The organism is Arthrobacter sp. Z4-13 (assembly GCF_054792705.1).
On record NZ_CP096459.1, the window covers coordinates 135,703 to 155,850 of the forward strand.

Below are 20,148 nucleotides of genomic sequence, written 5' to 3' on the forward strand. Positions count from 1 at the left end.
CTCCCGCGCGCACGCCGGGGGACGTATCCTTATAACCAGGTTTTGCAGTGAGCCGCGAGCGCTTCAACCAAGGCGTGCAACATGGCCGCTGAACCCACGGAGCAGGTTGGCTGGGGACCTCTTCCCCTGCCCCCGGAGCCGGTTTTCGACAGCAAGGACGTCGAAACCTACCTCTGGGAGGTCACCCGTGAGTTCATGTCGGACCTCGAGGGCGAAACCCGGGGTATCGGCTGCGCAGCCACCCTCTTCCGCCTGGGGAAGGCGCGCACCCTGGCTGCAAGCACCGAGCGGGCGCGCGAGGCGGACCGGGAACAGTGTTCCTTTGCTGACGGACCGGTCCTCGAGGCGCTGCGCAGCGGCGAGTTCGTGTTGCTTTCCGACGTCAGCAGGGACCGGCGCTGGCCCGGATACGCGAGTGCGGCCGCCGGCCACGGTGTCCAGTCTCTCCTGTCAGTGCCCATCGTGTCCGAGGGCGGGACAAGCGCAGCCATCAATCTATACGCGTCTTCGCCCCACGCCTTCACCAGCGATGACCTCCTCCGAAGCCACAGCTACGTGCAGCAGGTTGCCCGCGCACTGCGCGTAGTGGTCAGGGTGGCCGAGCGCGCGGAAGCCACGGCGGGTCTTGCCGTGGCCCAGAGTTCCCTGGTCCTGGTGGATTTGGCGGTGCGCAGCCTCATGGACGAGTACGGCCTCAGCCGGGAAGGGGCACTGCGGTTCCTGCAGAGGGAGGCGTCGCACCATGAGCTGGGACTGCGGGATGCGGCCCTGAACGTTGTTGCCCCTGGCCCGGGCCGGGATCCTTCCGCGCCTCGGCGGGACCTGTCTGATGACCTGGAGGACTTCCGCCTGATGGCCCCGGCGGAGCTGGACCAGCCGCTGGAGGCAGTTGCTGTCCCGGAAACGCACCCTTCCACGACGACGACGACGGCGAAAGGACGGCCGGCATGACCATCGAAGAGCAAGAGAAGCGCCCGGGACGGCCGCCGGCAGAACGGCACCCGTGGCACCGCTTTGTGGCCCTCGGCGACTCCTATACCGAAGGAATCGGCGACCCGGAACCCCGGAGCATCGGCGGGCTCCGGGGCTGGGCTGACCGTGCCGCCGAGGAGCTCAGCAACGGCCAGAGCGACTTCGCCTACGCCAACCTAGCCGTGCGGGGGATGGTGCTCCAGGAGATCCTGGACCGGCAAATCGAACCTGCCCTTGCCCTGAAACCGGATCTGACAGCAATGTCCGGCGGCGGTAACGATGTGATTTTCCATCGGGGCGACCCGGATAAGCTGGCCGAAAAGATGGACCAGGCGGTGGGCCTGTTGGCTGAAACCGGTGGAACTGTCCTGCTGTTCGCCGGGCCGGACTGGGGCAATACGCCGGTGTTTGGCCAGATCCGGGGAAAGCTGGCCATCTACAATGAGCACCTCCACAGGATCGGTATGCGCCACCATGCCGTGATGGTGGACCTGTGGTGCCTGCCGGCGCTTCGCGACGCCCGGACGTGGGACAGGGACCGGCTGCACCTTTCGCCGCTGGGCCACCACGCCGTGGCTGTCGCCACCCTTGACGCGCTGGGAGTGCCGCATTCGCTCAAGGCCCTGGAGCCGCGGCCTGTTCCACCCCATGGCTGGACGCAGGCCAGGACGGATGACCTGATCTGGGCGCGGCAGTACCTGTTCCCCTGGGTTCTTGGCCGGCTGCGGCCCCACCCGGTGGAGTCCTGGGCCGCAAAGCGGCCGCGGCCGGGCCCTGTCTTCGGCCTTGGCCGCCCTGGTCCGTTCCCTCCCGGCCACCCTGCCAAACCTGAAGACACGGAGGAAGCCGGCGAAGTGGCTTAGCTGATGGGGCCTTAACGCTTTTTCGGCGCGCGCTTGGCTGCTGCGTTCATGGCCGCCTTGGCTGCCGGCGGCAGGCCGGCCTGCTCGGTTTCGGGCTCCGCCACTGTGCCCCGGGCCTTCGCGATGGCTTTCATCCCGTGGTAGATCACCAGGGCAGCGGCGGAACCGAGGGCAATGCCCGTGAATTTGAGGTCGCCGATAGTCCATGTGTAATCGGCGATGCCGATGATCAGGGCCACGGCTGCGGTGGTGAGGTTCACCGGGTTGGAGAAGTTCACTTTGTTCTGCACCCAGATCTTCACGCCCAGGATGCCGATCATGCCGTACAGCATGGTGGCCGCGCCGCCCAGGACACCCGGCGGTACGGTGGCGATGAGCTCGCCGAACTTGGGGGAGAAGCTCAGGAGGATGGCGAAGACGCCCGCCACCCAGTAGGCCGCCGTCGAGTAGACCTTGGTGGCTGCCATAACGCCGATGTTTTCGGCGTAGGTGGTGGTTCCGGAACCGCCGCCGAAGCCGGCCAGGACGGTGGCGGCGCCGTCGGCCATCAGCGCACGGCCGGAGACGCCGTCGAGGTTCTGGCCGGTCATTGCGGCCACGGACTTTACGTGGCCGATGTTTTCGGCAACCAGCACCAGCACCACGGGTACGAACAGGCCCAGGACGCCCACATGGAATTCGGGGGTCTGGAACTGCGGGAGGCCCACCCACGCGGCGGCGTCCATCTTCTCGTAGCTCACCTCGCCGCGCAGCATGGCCACGAGGTAGCCCACCACCACACCCACGAGAATGCTGAGGCGGCCCAGGATGCCGCGGAAGAGGACGCTGACCAGGATGATGGTGGCCAGCGTAATCACGGCGGTGACGGGGGCGGCGTCGAAATTGTTTTTCGCGGCGGGGGCAAGGTTAAGGCCAATCAGTGCCACGATGGCGCCGGTGACGATCGGCGGCATGAGCCGGTTGATCCAGCCTGCACCAAACTTCTGCACGATGGCGCCCACCAGGGCAAGGGCTGCGCCGGCCACCACCACGCCGCCGAGGGCTCCGGGCACGCCGAACTGCTGTTGGGAGGCCGTGATGGGCGCTATGAACGCGAAGCTCGAGCCGAGGTAGCTGGGCACCCGGCCCTTGGTGATCACCAGGAACAGCAACGTGCCGATGCCCGAGAAGAACAGCGTGGTGGCCGGAGGCATGCCGGTGATGATGGGCACCAGGAACGTGGCGCCGAACATGGCCACCACGTGCTGCATGCCCACGCCGATGGTCAGTGGCCAGGCGAGCCGCTCATCCGGGGCCACAACGTGGCCGGGCTTGATGGACTTGCCGGTGCCGTGCAGCTTCCATTTGATTCCGAGCATGCTCATGGGCGGAGGGCCTTTCAAAAGGGTGAGGTGCCTGGCGAGGGCGAAGATCAACTTGCTCCAGAGTACCGCCCGCCTTTGCAGCCGGTCAGCTGTGTTTGATGTCACCCGCCGTCACGGGAAGAGAAGACGGCTACTTGAAGTTGCAAGTATGGAAAGCAACGAGGCCGTCCCCAGTAGCGGGGAGGCCCAGCGAAAGGTAAGCCAATGACCATTGCCCATGAAGAAGCGGTTATCGATTCGGCCGCCGTCGACGCCATTTTCGCCCAGGCCCGCACCGCCAACTCCTTCACCGGAGACGTGACCGACGAGCAGGCGCAGGCTATCTACGAGCTCACCAAGTTCGGCCCCACCGCATTCAACTCCCAGCCGCTGCGCGTGACCTACGTCCGCTCGGACGAAGCCCGCGTCACGCTCGTTGACGCCCTCATGCCGGGCAACCGCGTCAAAACCGCCTCCGCGCCACTGGTTGCGATCCTCAGCTACGACACCGACTGGGCCGGGCAGTGGGACAACTTCCTCCCCGGCTACAACGCCCCGAAGGCCATGTACGACGCCAACCCCGAACTGGCCGCCGCTACGGGTAACAACAACGCCCACCTGCAGGCCGGCTACTTCATCCTGGCCGTGCGCTCCCTCGGGTTTGCCGCGGGCCCGATGACCGGCGCAGACTTCGGCGCTATCGACGCCGCGTTCTTCCCCAAAGGCGACCAGAAGAGCTTCCTGGTGGTCAACATCGGCCAGCCCGGAGCGGACGCTTGGGGCGAAGTGAAGCCCAAGTTCTCCTACGAGGACGTCGTCCGCACCGTCTAACCCGGACGCCCCATCACTTCCTGCGTCTTTTTCACCAACGCCCCATCACCTCGTGATGGGGCGTTGGTGTTTTTCGCGCATTAGGTGATGGGGCGTTTGGGATTTAGGTGCGGAACGTGATGGGGCGTTCGGGGGCGGTGGGAGACTGGGCCTATGCGGAACCTCATCTTCGTGGCGTTCGTCGAAACGGTGGCTGACCATGCGGTTTTCCTGCGCACTGACTGGCCGCTGCACATCACCCTGGTGAGGTTCGACGCCGACTCCCCTGACAGTGCCGACCCCACCGAACGCGTGGCCGCACTTGCCGACGCCCCGGCGCGCAGGGCCTTGGGTGCCAGCCTCACCGTGGGGGAGGACGCAGGGTTTGGCCGGAACGGCTCTGTGCCCGTGAGCCTCATCCAACCGCAGCCGGACCTGCAGGCCCTGCACGAACAGCTGGTCGCCGCAGTCGGGAGCCTGGACGGCAAGGTCCTGACACCGGCCCACACCCTGTCCGGCTACCGGCCCCACGTTTCACACCACGGCGGCAAACGGCTAAACCCGGGCGACGCCGTCGTGCTGGACCGGATCGCGCTCGTGGATATGGCGCCGGACGGTGACCGCACCGTCCGGCGCATCCTGCGGCTGTGGGACCGGGGGACGCAGCAACAACTTAGGCGATGACGCCGTCCACCAGGGCCTTGGCTTCCGCCTGCACCTGCTTGAGGTGCTCCTCGCCCTTGAAGGACTCGGCGTAAATCTTGTAAACGTCCTCTGTTCCGGACGGGCGGGCGGCGAACCAGGCGTTCTCCGTGACCACCTTGAGCCCGCCGATCGGCGCACCGTTGCCCGGCGCTTCCGTGAGCTTGGCAAGAATCGGCTCGCCGGCCAGTTCAGTTGCCGTAACGTCCGACGGCGACAGCTTGCCGAGTGCCGACTTCTGCTCCCGTGTGGCCGCGGCGTCAATGCGTGCGTAAACGGGCGCCCCGAACTGGTCCGTCAGGCCCTTGTAGAGCTGGGACGGAGACTTGCCCGTGACTGCAGTGATCTCCGAAGCCAGGAGGGCCAGCAGGATGCCGTCCTTGTCTGTGGTCCAGACGCTGCCGTCCTTTTTGTTAAACGAGGCGCCGGCCGATTCCTCGCCGCCGAACGCGCCCTCACCGGAGAGCAGGCCCGGTACAAACCACTTGAACCCGACCGGAACCTCCACGAGCTTGCGGCCCAGGCTTTCGGCGACGCGGTCAATGATGGAAGAGGAGACCAAGGTTTTGCCCACCACCGAGGCGGGGTTCCAGCCGCTGCGGTTGCGGTACAGGTAGTCGATGGCGACGGCGAGGTAGTGGTTCGGGTTCATCAGCCCGCCCACCCCATCAACAACAGGTGTGACGATGCCGTGGCGGTCCGCGTCGGCGTCGTTGCCCGTGGCAATATCGAAGACCGGCTGGCCGGAAGATGACGCGCCGGCCATGCGCTGGATCAGCGAGGCCATGGCGGCGGGCGAGGAGCAGTCCATCCGGATCTTTTCATCCCAGTCCAGCGTCATAAAGGCCCACTGCGGATCCACGGTGGGGTTGACCACGGTGAGGTTCAGGTGGTGGCGCTCGCCGATCTCGCTCCAGTAATCCACCGCGGCGCCGCCCATGGGATCAGCGCCGATGCGGACGCCGGCCTCGCGGATGGCATCCAGGTTCAGGACCGAAGGCAGGTCATCCACGTAGCTGCTGAGGAAGTCGAACTTGCCGGTGGTGTCGGCGGCCAGCGCGTCGGCCAGCGGGATACGCTTCACCCCGCGCAGGCCGTTTTCGAGCAGTTCATTGGCTCGGTTGGCGATCCAGCCGGTGGCATCCGAATCGGCGGGCCCACCGTGCGGGGGGTTGTACTTGAAGCCGCCGTCGGCCGGCGGGTTGTGGCTGGGGGTAACCACGATGCCGTCAGCCTGGGGAGCGCCGGCGCCGGCGTTCCGGTTGTACGTGAGGATGGCGTGGCTCAAGGCCGGGGTGGGAGTGTAGCCGTGCCGCGCGTCGATGAGGACCTGGACGCCGTTGGCAGCCAGCACCTCGAGCGCGGAGTTCTGCGCCGGCTCGCTGAGGGCGTGGGTGTCCTTGGCCAGGAACAGCGGCCCGGTGATGCCCTGCCCCGCCCGGTACTCCACGATTGCCTGGGTGATGGCGACAATGTGCTTTTCATTGAAGGACGCCTTGAGGCTCGAGCCGCGGTGCCCGGAGGTGCCGAACGCCACGCGCTGGCCGGGATCACCCAGATCCGGCGTGATGTCGTAATACGCGTCAAGGAGCGCAGTGATGTCAACAAGGTCCTGGGGTTGGGCAACTGTACCCGCGCGGCTAGCCATGGCTACAGCATGCCAGACCCAGGCTTCAGTCAAAACGACCGGTCCACAATCCGGCCACTTTAGCGCGCCCTGTGACGGAACAACGTCATCAAGTAGGTAGCCAACGTGAGTACCCGGCCTGCAAAGTACTTATATACCGGCGCCCTGACGCCCTGTTACTTTCGAAAAATCGGGCGGGATGTCCGCAAGCAAAAGGGCGACGGCGGCCTTCCGCCGTCGGCCTTCGAGTGGGGAAAGCAGGGACGGCCATGGGGGCAGTGGACGGGGCAGGGGAGCAGTCCAGGCTTGCTGCTGAAAGGGTCGCGAGGCTCAAGCGCAAGCTCGACCAGGCCGAGCGCTCCACCAAGGCCTGGGACGCCGACGCGATTGGCGGGCGGGTGGTGGCGGAGAAGCTCAGCGAACTGGTGCCGCGCGGCTGGTACGTGCTGCATGACGTCCACTGGCCGGGCCGGCCCAAGGCCAACCTGGATCATGTCCTGGTGGGGCCGGGCGGCGTGGTGGTGGTGGACGCCAAGAACTGGACCGGGGAAGTCCGCGTCTCTTCCGGCGTGCTGTGGCAGGGCCGTTATGCGCGCACCCAGGCTGTGGAGGGCGCACTCGCCCAGTGTGCCGCCGTCGCCTCCGTGATGGCACCGCCGCACCGCCGGTTGGTCCGTCCCCTGATTTGTATGGCCGCGCAGCCGGATCTTTTTGGTGTGACGAACGCGGACGTGCCGGTGGCCGGTTCCCAGCGCGTGGTGGGAGCCATCGAAGCGTTGCCGCCGGTGCTGGACCAGCAGGCCGTAGTGGGGCTCTACGCGCACCTCGGCCAGCAGCTCACGCATGAACAGGAGCCAGGCATCACGGCCTTCCGCAACGTCCGGCCCGGCACGGTGGTAAGGCCTGCCGGTGCCCGCCCGGCGCCCTCGAACACCGACAGCGAGCCTCGTCCCGGGCCACGGCCGGTCTCCGCGCGTCCTGTGCCTCCCCGTTCACGGCTTCGGGGAAACCTGCCGAAAACGATGGCGGGCGGGCGGAACCCGGAGACCCGCCAGCACGGCGCAACGGGCGCAGGAACCCTGGCGCTCCTGGCGGCGTTCGTTATTTTCGCCGTGTACGTGTTGCCGTACTGGGGGCAATAGACGGTGCCGGCGGCGGTAGGCTGGAGAGCAAAACTTCCAGGGGGAAACTTTGACTGACCAGCCCGCCCACCGGCCTGACTCCCAACGCGCTGACAGCAGCGGGCCGTCGGGCTTTCAACCGCCGCGGTTCGCCGCGCCCTACGGCGCAGAGGCGCCGACCCAGCCGCACTACGGGCAGGGCAGTTACGGACAAGGCGGCTACGGGCAAAACCAGCACGGAGACCCGGGACCCTTTGGCGCTCCCTACGGCCAGCCGCCGAGCCCGTACAACCAGCCGCCGGGTCCCTACAGCCAAACCGGGGTTCCCTATGGCCCGCCCGGGTACTTCAGCGCGCCTGAGCCCAAGACACTCAGCATCGCGAGCATGGTGTGCGGCATTGCCTCGGTGATCATGGGCTTCCTCCTCCTGCCGCAGATCGCCGCGATCGTCACCGGCCACCTGGCGCTCAAACGCGAGCCGTCGGGCAAGGGAATGTCCATCACCGGCCTGGTGCTGGGGTACCTCTGCCTGCTGGGCTATGCCGCGTTCTGGCTGTTACTCATTGTCGGGCTGGCCGTCGCCCGTACCACCAGCGGTACCACCCCGACCTTCTGAACCAGCAGCCGACGTCGGCCCGCGCTGATGCGCCCGGGCCTCCGTAGTGCTTCTGTGCTTTGGTCGCGGCCGGGAGTGGAAGGCTTTCGCGGGGCTGTCCGGATAGATTGATTCGGCCGGCGCACCGTGCGGTGGCCTGGCTGCACTCTCAGCGGAGCAGTTCCACGTCCGACACCAGCTCGATGTGGGCCAGCATCGCTTCCCCTGCCGCGTCGGGATCCTGGGCCCGGACGGCGTCGGCAATTTTGCGGTGGGAGGCGAGTGACTGCTCGGGGCGGCCCGGCTGGCCCAGGGACTCCATCCTTGTTTCGAGGATCATTTCGGCGATAAATGCCATCAGCTGCGCCAATACTGCGGAGTGCGCTGCTCCGGTGATGGCCTCGTGGAACAGCTCATCGCCGTGGGTGCCGCGGTCGCCGTCGTTGATCTCCTGGGCCATAACCTCCAGGGCATGTTCGATCGCGGCGAGGTCTTCGTCCGTGCGCCGGACCGCTGCGAGGGAAGCAAGTTTCACCTCCAGCGTGCTGCGCGCCTCAACAATCTCAGGCAGCCTGCTCCGGTGCTCCCGCAACCCCTTGATCACTGACGCCACGCTGGGCCGCCGCGCCAGCACCGCTCCCGTCCCGTGCTGCACATCGATGACCCCCAGCACCTCGAGGGCCACGAGGGCCTGGGCGAGGGTGGCCCGGGAAACGCCAAGCCGCTCCGCAAGATCACGTTCAGCGGGCAGGAGATCGCCCGGCCGCAACTGGGCCGATTCGATATAGGCAAGGATCTGCTCCACCAGCTGTTCGTACAGCCGGGGTCGGGTTACGCGCTCCAGTCCAAGCCGTGCTGTTTTCTCCACAAAGCCCTCACTACGTCGTAGGTTCCTCCAGACTACATTGCTCCTCCTATTGACAGATAGACTCACTGTCTAAGAGGCTAGTCCAGTGAGCCAGTTACTCACGTCACACTTTCGCTCCCAACGGAGGACCAACGATGTCCGCTCCTGTCCTGTCGATCATCATCCTGGCGGCAATGTTCCTGCTTGCCACCGTCCTGCCCCTGAACATGGGCGCCCTCGCCTTCGTTGGCGCGTTCCTGCTCGGCGCCGTCGTGCTGGGCATGTCCACCAACGACATCCTGGCCAACTTCCCCGGCGGCCTCTTCCTGACCATCGTCGGCGTCACCTACCTGTTCGCCATCGCGCAGAACAACGGCACCATCGATCTCCTGGTCCGCGGCGCGGTCAAGCTCGTCGGAAGCCGCGTGGCCCTCATCCCCTGGGTCATGTTCGCCATCACCGCTGTGATCACCGCTGTGGGCGCGCTGTCTCCTGCCGCCGTCGCCATCATTGCCCCGATAGCTCTCAGCTTCGCCGGCAAGTACAAGATCAGCCCGCTCCTGATGGGCATGATGGTGATCCACGGCGCCCAGGCGGGCGGCTTCTCACCCATCGCCGTCTACGGCGTGACCGTGAACGGCATCCTGGCCAAGACGGACCTTGCCTTCAGCCCTACGGCCCTGTTCCTGTCCAGCCTTATCTTCAACGTCGTTATCGCCCTCGTGCTCTTTGTAGTCCTGGGCGGCAAGAAGCTCCTCTCATCCAAGGTGAGCCACTTCGTGGAACAAGCGGCAGAAGCACGCATGGCTGTCAGCGTGGGCGCCAAGGCCGGCCCGGACGTGCCCTTCAAGGGCTTCGGCTCCGGCATGTACGGTCCCCGGGATCCTGCAGGCGACGGCGTGGCAGCCACCAAGGAGCGCTCCGCGCGCATCCCGCAGCTGGTCACCATCGGCGGCCTGATCGCACTGGCCGTCATTGCCCTCGGGTTCAAAGTGGACGTCGGCTTTGTGTCCATCACCATCGCCATCGTGCTGGCACTGGTCTCACCCGCCGCCCAGAAGGGCGCCATCAACAAGATCAGCTGGTCCACCGTGCTGCTGATCTGCGGCATGCTGACATTCGTGGGGGTCCTGGAAGAAGCCGGGACCATCGAGTTCGTCTCCAACGGCGTGGCCGGCATGGGCATGCCCCTCCTCGCCGCACTCCTGATTTGCTACATCGGGGCCGTTGTCTCTGCCTTCGCCTCGTCCACCGCCATCCTTGCCGCGCTCATCCCGCTCGCGGTGCCCTTCCTCTCCTCCGGTGAAATCGGCGCCGTGGGCGTGATCTGCGCCCTGGCTGTCGCCGCCACCATCGTGGACGTTTCCCCCTTCTCCACCAACGGCGCGCTGGTACTCGCGAACGCTCCTGAGGGCGTGGACAAGGACAAGTTCTACAAGCAGATCCTGGGCTACAGCGGCATCGTGATCGTTGCCGGCCCCGCCCTGGCCTGGCTGGCGCTGGTGGTCCCCGGATGGCTGTAGCGGACCGGACATCCCGCCAAACTTCCCCGCCTGTTGAGAAAAGGAACCAGCGCTTGAGTAGAACTGATAAGACCCAAGGCCCGCTGTCCGGCCACCTCGTTGTGGACCTGAGCCGGGCCCTGGCAGGACCGCACGCCGGCATGATGCTGGCGGACCTGGGTGCACGGGTCATCAAAGTCGAGAACCCCGCAACCGGGGACGACACCCGCGGCTGGGGCCCGCCCTTTGTTGGCCCCGAGGACGACCTGCAGTCCACCTACTTCATGTCCTGCAACCGCAACAAGGAGTCCATCAGCCTGGACCTGAAGTGCGACGACGGGCAAGCGGTGCTGCGGGGACTGCTGGAACGCGCGGATGTGGTGATCGAGAACTTCCGCCCCGGGGTCATGGACCGGCTGGGCTTCTCTCCCGCGGCAATGCATGAGCTGAACCCCCGGCTGGTCATCCTCTCCATCACCGGCTTCGGCCATGACGGACCCGAGTCCCAGCGCAGCGGCTATGACCAGATCCTCCAGGGCGAGGCAGGGCTGATGTCCCTCACCGGGTCCGGGCCAAACGATCCCCAGCGCGTGGGCGTCCCCATCGCGGACCTCCTCGCCGGCATGAACGGCGCGTTCGGGGTACTGGCGGCTTTGGTTGAGCGGGACCGGACCGGCAACGGGCAGGTGGTGCGCACCTCCCTGCTGGCATCCCTGATCGGAGTGCACGCCTTCCAGGGCACCCGCACCACGGTGGCGGGGGAAGTCCCGCAGGCCCAGGGAAACCACCACCCCTCCATCGCGCCCTATGGCCTGTTCGCCTGCAGGGACGGAAGCGTGCAGATCAGCGTCGGCAGCGAAAAGCTGTGGTCCTCATTCGCCGCAGCCTTCGGCCTCGAGCCGGCGGCACCGGGCTTTGCCAGCAACGCCGAAAGGGTGCGGAACCGTACCGGGGTCATTGCCGCCGTCGAACGCGCCTTTGCGGACTATGGAGCAGCGGAACTGCTGGACAAACTGAACGACGCCGGGATCCCGGCGGGCAAGGTGCGCTCGCTGGATGAGGTGTACGCGTGGGAGCAGGTGGCGTCACAGGGCCTCGTGGTGGACGTGGACCACCCGCTGCTCGGCAAAGTCAGCCTGCCGGGCCCGCCGCTGAGGTTTTTCGCGCCCGGTGACGCTGCGGAAACCACCGTCACCGACCACGATGCACCGCCCCTGCTGGACGAAGACGGGCAGTCCATTCGTGAATGGCTGGGCATGGCTGCGGTTGCCGCCGGGGTGAAATAGCATGCCGACAACCGAAAAAGTCCGGCACCTGGGCGCCGCCGAACTGCTTGAAACTGTGGTGGACGCAGGCTCTTTCGTTTCCTGGGACTCGCCGGCACAGGAGCCGCCGCTCTCAGAGGACTACTTCCGCGACCTGGCCAAGGCGCGGGAACGGAGCGGGAGTGATGAATCCGTGATCACGGGTGCAGGGCTTATCCGGGGCCGCCGGGTTGCCGTGATCGTCAGCGAATTTTCCTTCCTGGCCGGATCCATCGGCCACGCGGCGGCGCAGCGGATCGTGGCCGCCGTCGAACGGGCCACCGCTGAGGGTCTGCCGCTCCTTGCCGGCCCTGCATCCGGCGGGACCCGGATGCAGGAGGGAACGCTGGCCTTCCTGTCCATGGTGAAGATCACCGGGGCGGTGCGCGCGCACCGCCAGGCAGGCCTCCCGTACCTGGTATACCTGCGGCACCCCACAACCGGCGGCGTTATGGCATCGTGGGGATCCCTGGGTCACATCAATGTGGCCGAACCGGGCTCTCTCCTGGGGTTCCTGGGCCCGCGGGTCTATGAGGCGCTGCACGGGGAGGCGTTTCCCGAGAACGTCCAGGTGGCGGAAAACCTGTTCAACAAGGGGCTGATCGACGGCGTGGTGGAGCCCGGGGATCTTGCTGACCTGGTGGGCCGGGCCTTGGACATCCTTTGCGCCAGGCGAGGGGCGCCGCCGGAATCGCCCGGGACGCTCGCTATCCGTCCGGCGGCAGTTGATGCCTGGACTTCCATCGGCATTTCCCGGCGCCCCCGCCGGCCGGACCTGCGGCAACTTCTCAAGCACGGTGCCAGCGATGCCCTGCCGCTGAACGGAACAGGGCAGGGCGAGAAGGACCCCGGCCTGCTGCTGGCCCTTGCCCGCTTCGGTGGGCAGTCCTGCATCGTCCTGGGGCATGCCCGTCCGCTGCGTCGTGATGCGGCCGGAATGGGCCCCGGCTCACTGCGGGAGGCACGGCGCGGCATGAAGCTCGCCGAGGAGCTGCGGCTGCCGCTGTTGACGGTCATCGACACCGCGGGCGCGGCCCTCTCGCAAGAGGCTGAAGAAGGCGGGCTGGCAGGTGAGATCGCGCGCTCGCTGCACGAACTCATCGGGCTGGAGGCGCCGTCCGTTTCGGTACTGCTCGGCCAGGGGGCCGGGGGAGGAGCACTGGCGCTGCTGCCCGCCGACAGGACCATCGCGGCTCAGCACAGCTGGCTTTCACCGCTGCCCCCGGAAGGCGCCAGCGCGATAGTCCACCGGACCATCGCCCATGCTCCGGCAATGGCGCAGGCCCAGGGCGTGAACGTGGCTTCCCTTTATGCCAACGGACTGGTGGACCACATCGTGGATGAGCGGGACGACGCGTCACTGGAACCCCACGACTTCTGCCGGCGGATGGCGCTCGCCATCGAGTACGAGCTGGCGTCGGTTGCCGGCACCCCCGTGCCGGGGCTGGTGGCGGCACGGTCCGCGAAGTACCGGAGCCTGGGCGCAGGCTGACCTGCCGCGCCGGCCATGGTCCCGGACGTGCTGCCGCTGTTGCTGACCTGGGCGGCCGCCGTCGTGCTATTTCCGCTGCGGCGCCCGCGCGCGGTGCGCATTCCGGCGCAGCTGCAGGATCCGGGCCCCACCCGCCACGGCCACCAGGACGCCGCCGGTCACGCTAGCGATAAACAGCGCCATCCCGAGCGGGACGAATCCCTCGAGCCCGAAGTAGCGGACGGCCACCTGGTCCTGATTCTGCAGGATGAAGATGATCAGCAGGATCAGGAGTACCAGGGCGGCCACGACGGCGGCCCACACCACTCCGGCGCGGGTCACCCCCGGCTGGTCAGCGGCAGGTCGTGGTCCAGTTGCCGGCGCGGCATCTGTTGCGGGCATGCTCGGGCTAACGCCTGTCCCGGAGGCCGGGTAATCGGCCGCGGAAGAGGTTCCGGCCGAAGACCGGGCCTCGGTGTGGTTTCCGGTGCCAGGCTCCGGCTGCCGGTCCGGCGCGGGAGACGGGTAGTTCTCCGTGCTCATGCTGTTTCCCTTCCTGCGACGTGAATACTAAGCATGCTTATGGCCCCACCCTAATGGGAGGTCTTCCTGCAGCACAACGCGGGAAAGACGCTGTGCCCCACAGCGCTGCGTGCCCGCGATGCGACTCGGGTCCCCCTGCGACCAGCCGGTGTGGTGCGCAGCGAGCGGGCACGGCGGAGGCTGATCCCAGCTTCCACATAGGGCCACCGTGAGTGCGGTCCCTCGACGCAGCGGAAGGGCCTCCACTGGAGTCCCTTCCGTTGTCATGTGCCGTGCGGGCGTCAGACCCTCTCCTCGCTCCGTTCAGCTGACGGGGTGCGCGGAGACGGCGTCCTGCGCCAGCTCGGGAATGCCCAGAACGTAAAGTCCTGTGCCTTGACTGGCTTCTCCGGCGTTTCTACCGGGGTTTCCTGCTTCACCTCGGGCTGGCGGTCAGCTTCTTTTCTGGTGCTCCGCCCGAAGTCCTTGTTGTAGGAATAACACATCACAGGCCTCCTCATGGTGACTGCCCTTTAATCGTCCTCCTGTTCGCCCACGGAGTCGAGGAGTCAACCTGGGCAGAATTAGGCCCGCGTTAGGTCCAGGTCAACAAGCCCTTTGGCTACGCTCTAGTACCCCAACTGCCGAGCCACCTGCAGCAGGAGCGCCTCCGAGCCCACGGGCCCTACCAGTTGGATCCCCATCGGCAGCCCGAGGCCGGGGGTGTTGCCCGTCCAGTGGACGGGGATGGTGACGGCGGGCAGGCCGCACACGTTGACCATCGAGGACCACGGCGCGAATTCGCACTGTTTCCGGTAGTCGCCGTCGGCATCCCCTGCCCACTGTGCTGCCGGCCAGGGCTCACTGCCGTGGGCCGTCCCGGTGAACCAGCCCACGGGGCGCGGTGTCTGGGCGAGCGCCGGCATCAGCAGCAGGTCCCACTGCGCGTACTGCGCCACGGTGTCGCGCTGGAACTGCCGCAGGAATGCAATTGCTTCGTTCAACTTCGCCGGGCTGCGCTGTTGCGCCCGGCGGCGGAAGGTCCGGGTCAGCGGCGCCAGCAGCGCTTCTCGGTGGGGACTGATCCTGGCCGCGCCCACCGGAGCGGTCCAGGCGGTGGTGAACGCATCCGGGTAGCGGTTGTCGTAGCGGATGTCCGCTTCGCTGAGTGTATGGCCCGCATGCTCCAGAAGTTTCTCCCCCGTCCGGAGCGCGTCCAGCGCCTCCTGGTCCGGAGTGAAAGGAAAGGTGCCGGACCAGGGGCTGTCCAAAGTGACGCCGATCCGCAGCCGCGGCGGCTCCTGTTGCACCCGGGCGAGGTAGCCGCCGTCCTGCGCGGACCCGGGCGAGGGAGCCAGCGCATCCAGCATCAGGGCGGCGTCGGCGGCGCTCCGGGCCAAGGGGCCGGCCACCACCAGACGAGCCGGATCGGCCAGGCTTTCCCCGGCCGGCACCACGCCGCGGCCCGGTTTCAGGCCCACGAGCCCGCAGGCGGCGGCGGGAATGCGGATGGAGCCGCCCCCGTCCGAGCCAGGCGCGAACGGAAGAAGCCCGGCGGCAACCGCAGCGGCGCTCCCGCCGGAGGATCCCCCGGAACTTCTGCTGGGCGCGTGGGGATTGCGCGACGGCGGCGCTACGCGGTTTTCGCTGTAGGCCGTCAGCCCGAATTCGGGCACCTGGGTCTTGCCCAGGGACACCACGCCCGCATCCTTAAGGAGGGCTGCCAGCGGACTGTCACTGAGGGCTGGCTTGTGGTCAAGGGCGGCACTGCCGTGCGTAGTCACCACGCCGGCCACGTCCGTAAGGTCCTTGAACGCCAGGGGCATGCCGTGCAGGAGCGGCAGCTCATCAGCAGGAAGGCTGCTTCGGCGCGTGTCTGCCGAGCGGGCATTCGCCATCGCCCGCTCGGCAGTGACCGTGACAAACGCCCCGAGCAGGGAATTGTGCTGTTCTACCCGATCCAGGAAATGCGCTGCCGCTTCGGCCGAGGAGACCTCTCCCTTCCGGAGGCTGTCCCGAAGGGCGACGGCGGACAGGTCGTGGAGTTCAGCCAAGGTACCGCGGCTCCAGGCGTTCCCCATCGTGGCTCTGGAAGGCGGGACCGTAGGTCACGGCACGCCCGGGGTGGCAAGGATGGTGGGCTGCTCTGCACGCAAGGGTTCCTCCTAGGGTCTTCCCAGAAGCCTAACTTGCCGTACTTCCGGGCACGACGGGGCCGCGGGCACTAGGCTTAACGCTGAACCCGATCTGCCAGACAGGACTTCCCATGAGCGATTTTGATACCGTCCGCGTCAACGACCTCCCTGCCGACGCCGCCATCCTGGACGTCCGGGAGGATTACGAATGGGTTGCCGGCCACGCTGACGGCGCCCGCCACATCCCCCTGGACCAGCTTCCCGCACGGCTGGCCGAACTCGATCCGGACCAGGACCTGTACATCATCTGCCGCACCGGCGGCCGGTCCTTCCGTGCCGCACAGTGGCTTACGGGCCAGGGCTACACAGCGATCAATGTCTCCGGCGGCATGGACCAGTGGCTGGAAGCCGGGAAACCGCTGGTCTCGGACAACGGGTTGAAGCCCCTGGTTCTCTAGCGCCCTTTACACCTGCTTTCCGGGCGCCCCGGCCAAGGTCGCTCCCATGCCTCCGAAGGAATACCTATGCCTGCGCCCTCTGCCACGTACGCCTTCCTTGGGCCCGAAGGTACCTTCACTGAGGCGGCCTTGCTCAAGGTACCTGGCGCTGGGCAGGCTACCCGCGTCCCGGCGTCAAACGTCAACGCCGCCCTGGACAAGGTGCGCGAGGGCTCAGTTGGCGCGGCGATGGTGCCGATCGAGAACTCGGTGGAAGGCGGCGTGACGGCCACACTGGACGCCATCGCCACCGGTCCCGAACTGCGGATCATCCGGGAAGTCCTGGTGCCCGTCAGCTTTGTGCTGGTGGCCCGGCCGGGAATGCGGCTGCAGGACATCCGGCGGGTCTCCACCCACAGCCACGCCTGGGCGCAGTGCCGGCTTTGGATGGACGCCCACCTTCCGGGGACCGAGTATGTGCCGGGATCCTCCACCGCGGCCGCGGGCATTGGGCTGCTGGAAGAGGATTGCCAGTACGACGCCGCCATCTGCGCGCCGCTGATTGCCCGGGAACAGCCGATGCTTTCCGCCCTCGCCGAGGACATTGGCGACAACCCCGGTGCCGTGACCCGCTTCATCCTGGTCAGCCGCCCCGGCATCCTTCCCGAACGCACCGGAGCGGACAAAACCACGGTTGTGGTGCCCCTGCCCGAGGACCGCCCCGGCGCCTTGATGGAGATCCTGGACCAGTTTGCCAGCCGGGGTGTGAACCTCAGCCGGATCGAGTCCAGGCCCACGGGGCAGTACCTGGGGCATTACTTCTTCAGCATCGACGCCGACGGCCACCTCGGTGACGCGCGGGTGGCTGACGCCCTGGCAGGGCTTCACCGCATCAGCCCGGCCACGCGGTTTCTTGGCTCCTACCCGCGGGCGGACAGCCTTGAGACGGTGGTTGAGCCGCATACCTCTGATGATGCCTTCGAAGCGGCCCTGGAGTGGGTGGACGGGTTGCGGCCGCAAACCGGGCGTACGGAAAACGGTTCCGCCGCTTCGCCGACAGCGTAGGTAATTGCCTTCATTACCACTTCCGCGGGCTGTGGACAATGCGTATGCTTACTTGATCCACATCGGGGGATGGCCCTTAACGAAGGGAGCGGGTCATGAGTACCAACAGCTCTGACAGCGATGGCCAGGGGATGATCGTCAATCCCCGCCCCACCGCCGACAACCAGGACTGGGACGGTGACGAGGCCGACCGGGCGGACCGCCTGCGCTTCGAAGAGGAACAGGCCATGATCCGTGAGCAGTCCGAGGCCCGCGCCGCGGCAAAAGCCGCCGCCGAGGCCCACAAGGAAGCCCACGCCTGATCGTCGTTTGTCAGACCAGGGAGCCCTGCCCCTTAACCCTGATCAACAACGAACGCGGCTCCACCTGGACAGTAACCCGCGTGGCTTCGCCCGCCGTGTCACCATCGAGCTGTGTGGGCATCGGCTCAGGGCATTTGATGACGATCCTGCCCGACCTGTAAATGGTCATGATGGGCAGTTTCCCGCTGTGCTTGAACATAATTTTTACGTACATCAGCAGCCAGCCAATGGCGCTGCGAGGGCTCATCACCACCACGTCCAGCATGCCGTCGTCGATCATGGCCTGCGGGATGAAGTCGATGCCGCCGGGGACCAGGCCGCAGTTGGCAAAAAGGATGCTGCGGATGTTCCGGACCTGATCCGGGCTGCCGTCCAGCGAGATTGAGATCTTCTTCCGCCGGCCGGGCAGATGACGCATGCCCGCCTCGGTATAAGCAAGCCAGCCGAACGTCTTTTTCAGGCCCGCGTTGGTGTCGGCCAGGACCTCGGCGTCCATGCCGATGCCCGCAATCACCAGGAATGTTTGCTCGGAGGAATGGCCGGTCCGGGAGTTCTCGATGCCCATCCGGGCGGTGTCGATATACCGCTGGTGGCCAAAGAGGGCTGTCTGCACATTGCCGTGGAGGTCGTTGACGTCCAGGTCCACATTGCGGGCCAGGAGGTTTCCGGTGCCCAGCGGAATGAGGCCCATTGCGACTCCCGTTCGCGCGAGGGACTCAGCCGCCACCCGGACGGTGCCGTCACCGCCGCCCACCACAACGACGTCGGGCTTGTGCCCCAATGCCGCCTGCACCTGCGAAAAGCCGGGGTCCTCCGCCGTCGTCTCGTAGAACACGGGCTCATCCCAGCCGGCCGTGAGGCAGGCGCGCTGGATGGTGGCCCTGGCTTCGTCCGAGCGGGCTTTGATCGGGTTGAGGATCACCGCCACCCGCTGCTGGCTAAGCCCCGGTTCGTGCGCGTCCCCGCCCACCGCGCTGCGCACATGCAGCGCCTTGAGCCTGCGGACTCCCCACCAGCTGGAAACGGCGAAGGCAAGCGCCACCGCTATCAGCAGGTAGAGAATCAGGTCGCTCATGGTGGTTCAACAGTATCCCGGCGGCAGGTGCGCCGGTCCCGCCCGCCGGCCGCCGCCGTCGGACTCCTGCGGATTGGATACCCTTATGGGGTGATCGACGTAAAAGACCTCAGCGAAAACCCGGACAAGTTCCGAGCCAGCCAGCGCGCCCGCGGCGCGGACGAATCAGTGGTGGACGCGATCATTGCCGCGGACTCTGCACGCCGTGCGGCGCTGATCCGCTTTGAGAACCTCCGGGCCGAGCAAAACGTCTTCGGCAAAAAGGTGGCCCAGGCGAAGGGCGACGAAAAGAAAGCCCTGTTGGCGGAAGTGAAGGAACTGGCCAACTCGGTCAAGGCCGCCTCCGCTGAGGCTGACGCCGCGCAGTTGAAGCAGGAAGAACTGCTGCGCACCATTCCCAACCTCATCGAGGACGGCGTCCCAGAGGGCGGCGAGGACGACTACGTGGTGGTCAAAACCGTTGGCACGCCGCGTGAATTCCCGGACTTTCAGCCAAAGGACCACCTGGAAATTGGTGAGCTGATCGGTGCGATCGACATGGAGCGAGGCGCGAAGGTGTCCGGCGCCCGGTTCTACTTCCTCCGCGGCGTGGGTGCCCGGCTGGAGATGGCGCTGCTGCAGATGGCCATGGACCAGGCCATACAGGCTGGCTTCATCCCGATGATCACACCAACTTTGGTGCGCCCGGAGACGATGCAGGGCACTGGCTTCGACGTAAAGCACGACGCCGAGATTTACCGTCTCGCCGAAGACGACCTTTACCTCGTGGGCACCTCGGAGGTGGCGCTTGCCGGGTACCACGCGGACGAGATATTGGACTTTTCCAAGGGCCCGATCCGCTACGCCGGCCAGAGCTCGTGCTACCGCCGTGAGGCCGGTTCGCACGGCAAGGACACCCGCGGCATCATCCGCGTGCACCAGTTCAACAAGGTGGAGATGTTCATCTACACCACGGTTGAGGAGGCCGCCGCGGAGCACCAGCGGCTGTTGGCCTGGGAAGAGGAGATGCTGGCCAAGTGCGAGCTGCCGTACCGGGTTATCGACACCGCCGCAGGTGATCTTGGCACCTCTGCCGCCCGGAAGTACGACTGCGAAGCGTGGGTTCCCACGCAGGGCGCCTACCGCGAGCTGACCTCTACGTCCAACTGCACCACCTTCCAGGCCCGCCGCCTGAACATCCGCGAACGTGCGGTGAATGCGGAGGGGGTGGCCAAGGGTACCCGTGCTGTTGCCACCCTGAACGGAACCCTGGCCACCACTCGCTGGATCGTGGCTCTCCTGGAGCACCACCAGAACGCCGACGGCTCAGTCAACGTGCCCAAGGCGCTGCAGAAATACATCGGCGGGCTCGAGGTCCTCCCGGTCCTGTAGGTTTCGTTTGGTCCCAGGCTCGTTCGCGGATCCGGACCTTGAGGGCCCGGTTTCGCGAACGAGACTAGGTGCGGACCCTCGGCG

General features: G+C 66.6%; 19 protein-coding genes. 13 read left to right on the forward strand and 6 right to left on the reverse strand.

Annotated features, from left to right (window positions below; all coding sequences use genetic code 11):
* The first annotated feature begins 81 nt into the window (after nucleotides 1–81).
* Nucleotides 82–951, forward strand: a complete 870-nt coding sequence (locus M1E07_RS02470) for a GAF domain-containing protein (RefSeq protein ID WP_461188719.1) — start codon at nucleotides 82–84, stop codon at nucleotides 949–951.
* Nucleotides 948–1,835, forward strand: a complete 888-nt coding sequence (locus M1E07_RS02475) for an SGNH/GDSL hydrolase family protein (RefSeq protein ID WP_461188720.1) — start codon at nucleotides 948–950, stop codon at nucleotides 1,833–1,835. Before M1E07_RS02470 ends, M1E07_RS02475 begins: the two co-directional genes overlap by 4 nt.
* Before the next feature lie 11 nt (nucleotides 1,836–1,846).
* Here the strand turns inward: M1E07_RS02475 and M1E07_RS02480 are convergent, their stop codons facing one another.
* Nucleotides 1,847–3,199 carry a uracil-xanthine permease family protein gene (locus tag M1E07_RS02480; RefSeq protein ID WP_461188721.1) on the reverse strand — a complete coding sequence of 451 codons (1,353 nt, stop codon included), beginning with the start codon at nucleotides 3,197–3,199 and terminating at the stop codon, nucleotides 1,847–1,849.
* Between the two features lie 204 nt (nucleotides 3,200–3,403).
* Here M1E07_RS02480 and M1E07_RS02485 point away from each other — a divergent pair, with 204 nt between their 5' ends.
* Nucleotides 3,404–4,009, forward strand: coding sequence for a malonic semialdehyde reductase (locus M1E07_RS02485; RefSeq protein ID WP_461188722.1), 606 nt, complete (start codon nucleotides 3,404–3,406; stop codon nucleotides 4,007–4,009).
* A 153-nt stretch (nucleotides 4,010–4,162) separates the two neighbouring features.
* A complete protein-coding gene (locus M1E07_RS02490) occupies nucleotides 4,163–4,672 on the forward strand; it encodes a 2'-5' RNA ligase family protein (protein WP_461188723.1) in 510 nt (169 codons plus the stop codon).
* On the opposite strand, the gene pgm is transcribed toward M1E07_RS02490, so the two are convergent.
* Nucleotides 4,662–6,338, reverse strand: coding sequence for a phosphoglucomutase (alpha-D-glucose-1,6-bisphosphate-dependent) (gene pgm, locus M1E07_RS02495; RefSeq protein ID WP_461188724.1), 1,677 nt, complete (start codon nucleotides 6,336–6,338; stop codon nucleotides 4,662–4,664). The genes M1E07_RS02490 and pgm overlap by 11 nt on opposite strands.
* Nucleotides 6,339–6,586: 248 nt before the next feature.
* On the opposite strand from pgm, the gene M1E07_RS02500 reads away from it, so the two are divergent.
* The gene (locus tag M1E07_RS02500; protein WP_461188725.1) at nucleotides 6,587–7,459 is read left to right on the forward strand and encodes an NERD domain-containing protein; all 873 of its coding nucleotides are present in this window, start codon (nucleotides 6,587–6,589) and stop codon (nucleotides 7,457–7,459) included.
* 49 nt (nucleotides 7,460–7,508) lie between these two features.
* Nucleotides 7,509–8,054: a DUF4190 domain-containing protein gene (locus tag M1E07_RS02505; RefSeq protein ID WP_461188726.1), complete on the forward strand. Its 546-nt coding sequence runs from the start codon at nucleotides 7,509–7,511 to the stop codon at nucleotides 8,052–8,054.
* A gap of 148 nt (nucleotides 8,055–8,202) precedes the next feature.
* On the opposite strand, the gene M1E07_RS02510 is transcribed toward M1E07_RS02505, so the two are convergent.
* Complete coding sequence (locus M1E07_RS02510) at nucleotides 8,203–8,901, reverse strand: FadR/GntR family transcriptional regulator (RefSeq protein WP_461188727.1); 699 nt, start codon at nucleotides 8,899–8,901, stop codon at nucleotides 8,203–8,205.
* Between the two features lie 134 nt (nucleotides 8,902–9,035).
* Here M1E07_RS02510 and M1E07_RS02515 point away from each other — a divergent pair, with 134 nt between their 5' ends.
* Genes M1E07_RS02515 through M1E07_RS02525 form a run of 3 tightly spaced genes read left to right on the forward strand, consistent with a single transcriptional unit; the run spans nucleotide 9,036 to nucleotide 13,178 of the window.
* Nucleotides 9,036–10,403, forward strand: a complete 1,368-nt coding sequence (locus M1E07_RS02515) for an SLC13 family permease (RefSeq protein WP_461188728.1) — start codon at nucleotides 9,036–9,038, stop codon at nucleotides 10,401–10,403.
* 53 nt (nucleotides 10,404–10,456) lie between these two features.
* Entirely contained in the window at nucleotides 10,457–11,668 is a 1,212-nt protein-coding gene (locus tag M1E07_RS02520) for a CaiB/BaiF CoA transferase family protein (RefSeq protein ID WP_461188729.1), read from the forward strand.
* 1 nt (nucleotide 11,669) lies between these two features.
* Nucleotides 11,670–13,178 carry a carboxyl transferase domain-containing protein gene (locus tag M1E07_RS02525; protein WP_461188730.1) on the forward strand — a complete coding sequence of 503 codons (1,509 nt, stop codon included), beginning with the start codon at nucleotides 11,670–11,672 and terminating at the stop codon, nucleotides 13,176–13,178.
* Nucleotides 13,179–13,244: 66 nt separating this feature from the next.
* Here the strand turns inward: M1E07_RS02525 and M1E07_RS02530 are convergent, their stop codons facing one another.
* Both M1E07_RS02530 and M1E07_RS02535 read right to left on the reverse strand, forming a co-directional pair.
* The gene (locus M1E07_RS02530; protein WP_461188731.1) at nucleotides 13,245–13,700 is read right to left on the reverse strand and encodes a LapA family protein; all 456 of its coding nucleotides are present in this window, start codon (nucleotides 13,698–13,700) and stop codon (nucleotides 13,245–13,247) included.
* 608 nt (nucleotides 13,701–14,308) lie between these two features.
* Entirely contained in the window at nucleotides 14,309–15,733 is a 1,425-nt protein-coding gene (locus M1E07_RS02535; RefSeq protein ID WP_461188732.1) for an amidase, read from the reverse strand.
* Between the two features lie 212 nt (nucleotides 15,734–15,945).
* Here M1E07_RS02535 and M1E07_RS02540 point away from each other — a divergent pair, with 212 nt between their 5' ends.
* The 3 genes from M1E07_RS02540 to M1E07_RS02550 all read left to right on the forward strand — a co-directional run bounded on the left by M1E07_RS02540 (nucleotide 15,946) and on the right by M1E07_RS02550 (nucleotide 17,618).
* A complete protein-coding gene (locus tag M1E07_RS02540; protein WP_461188733.1) occupies nucleotides 15,946–16,272 on the forward strand; it encodes a rhodanese-like domain-containing protein in 327 nt (108 codons plus the stop codon).
* Between the two features lie 66 nt (nucleotides 16,273–16,338).
* A complete protein-coding gene (gene pheA, locus M1E07_RS02545) occupies nucleotides 16,339–17,316 on the forward strand; it encodes a prephenate dehydratase (protein ID WP_461188734.1) in 978 nt (325 codons plus the stop codon).
* Nucleotides 17,317–17,411: 95 nt separating this feature from the next.
* Complete coding sequence (locus M1E07_RS02550; RefSeq protein ID WP_461188735.1) at nucleotides 17,412–17,618, forward strand: hypothetical protein; 207 nt, start codon at nucleotides 17,412–17,414, stop codon at nucleotides 17,616–17,618.
* A gap of 10 nt (nucleotides 17,619–17,628) precedes the next feature.
* On the opposite strand, the gene M1E07_RS02555 is transcribed toward M1E07_RS02550, so the two are convergent.
* The gene (locus tag M1E07_RS02555; RefSeq protein WP_461188736.1) at nucleotides 17,629–18,693 is read right to left on the reverse strand and encodes a diacylglycerol/lipid kinase family protein; all 1,065 of its coding nucleotides are present in this window, start codon (nucleotides 18,691–18,693) and stop codon (nucleotides 17,629–17,631) included.
* Nucleotides 18,694–18,783: 90 nt separating this feature from the next.
* Here M1E07_RS02555 and serS point away from each other — a divergent pair, with 90 nt between their 5' ends.
* Complete coding sequence (serS, locus tag M1E07_RS02560; RefSeq protein WP_461188737.1) at nucleotides 18,784–20,064, forward strand: serine--tRNA ligase; 1,281 nt, start codon at nucleotides 18,784–18,786, stop codon at nucleotides 20,062–20,064.
* Nucleotides 20,065–20,148: the final 84 nt, after the last annotated feature.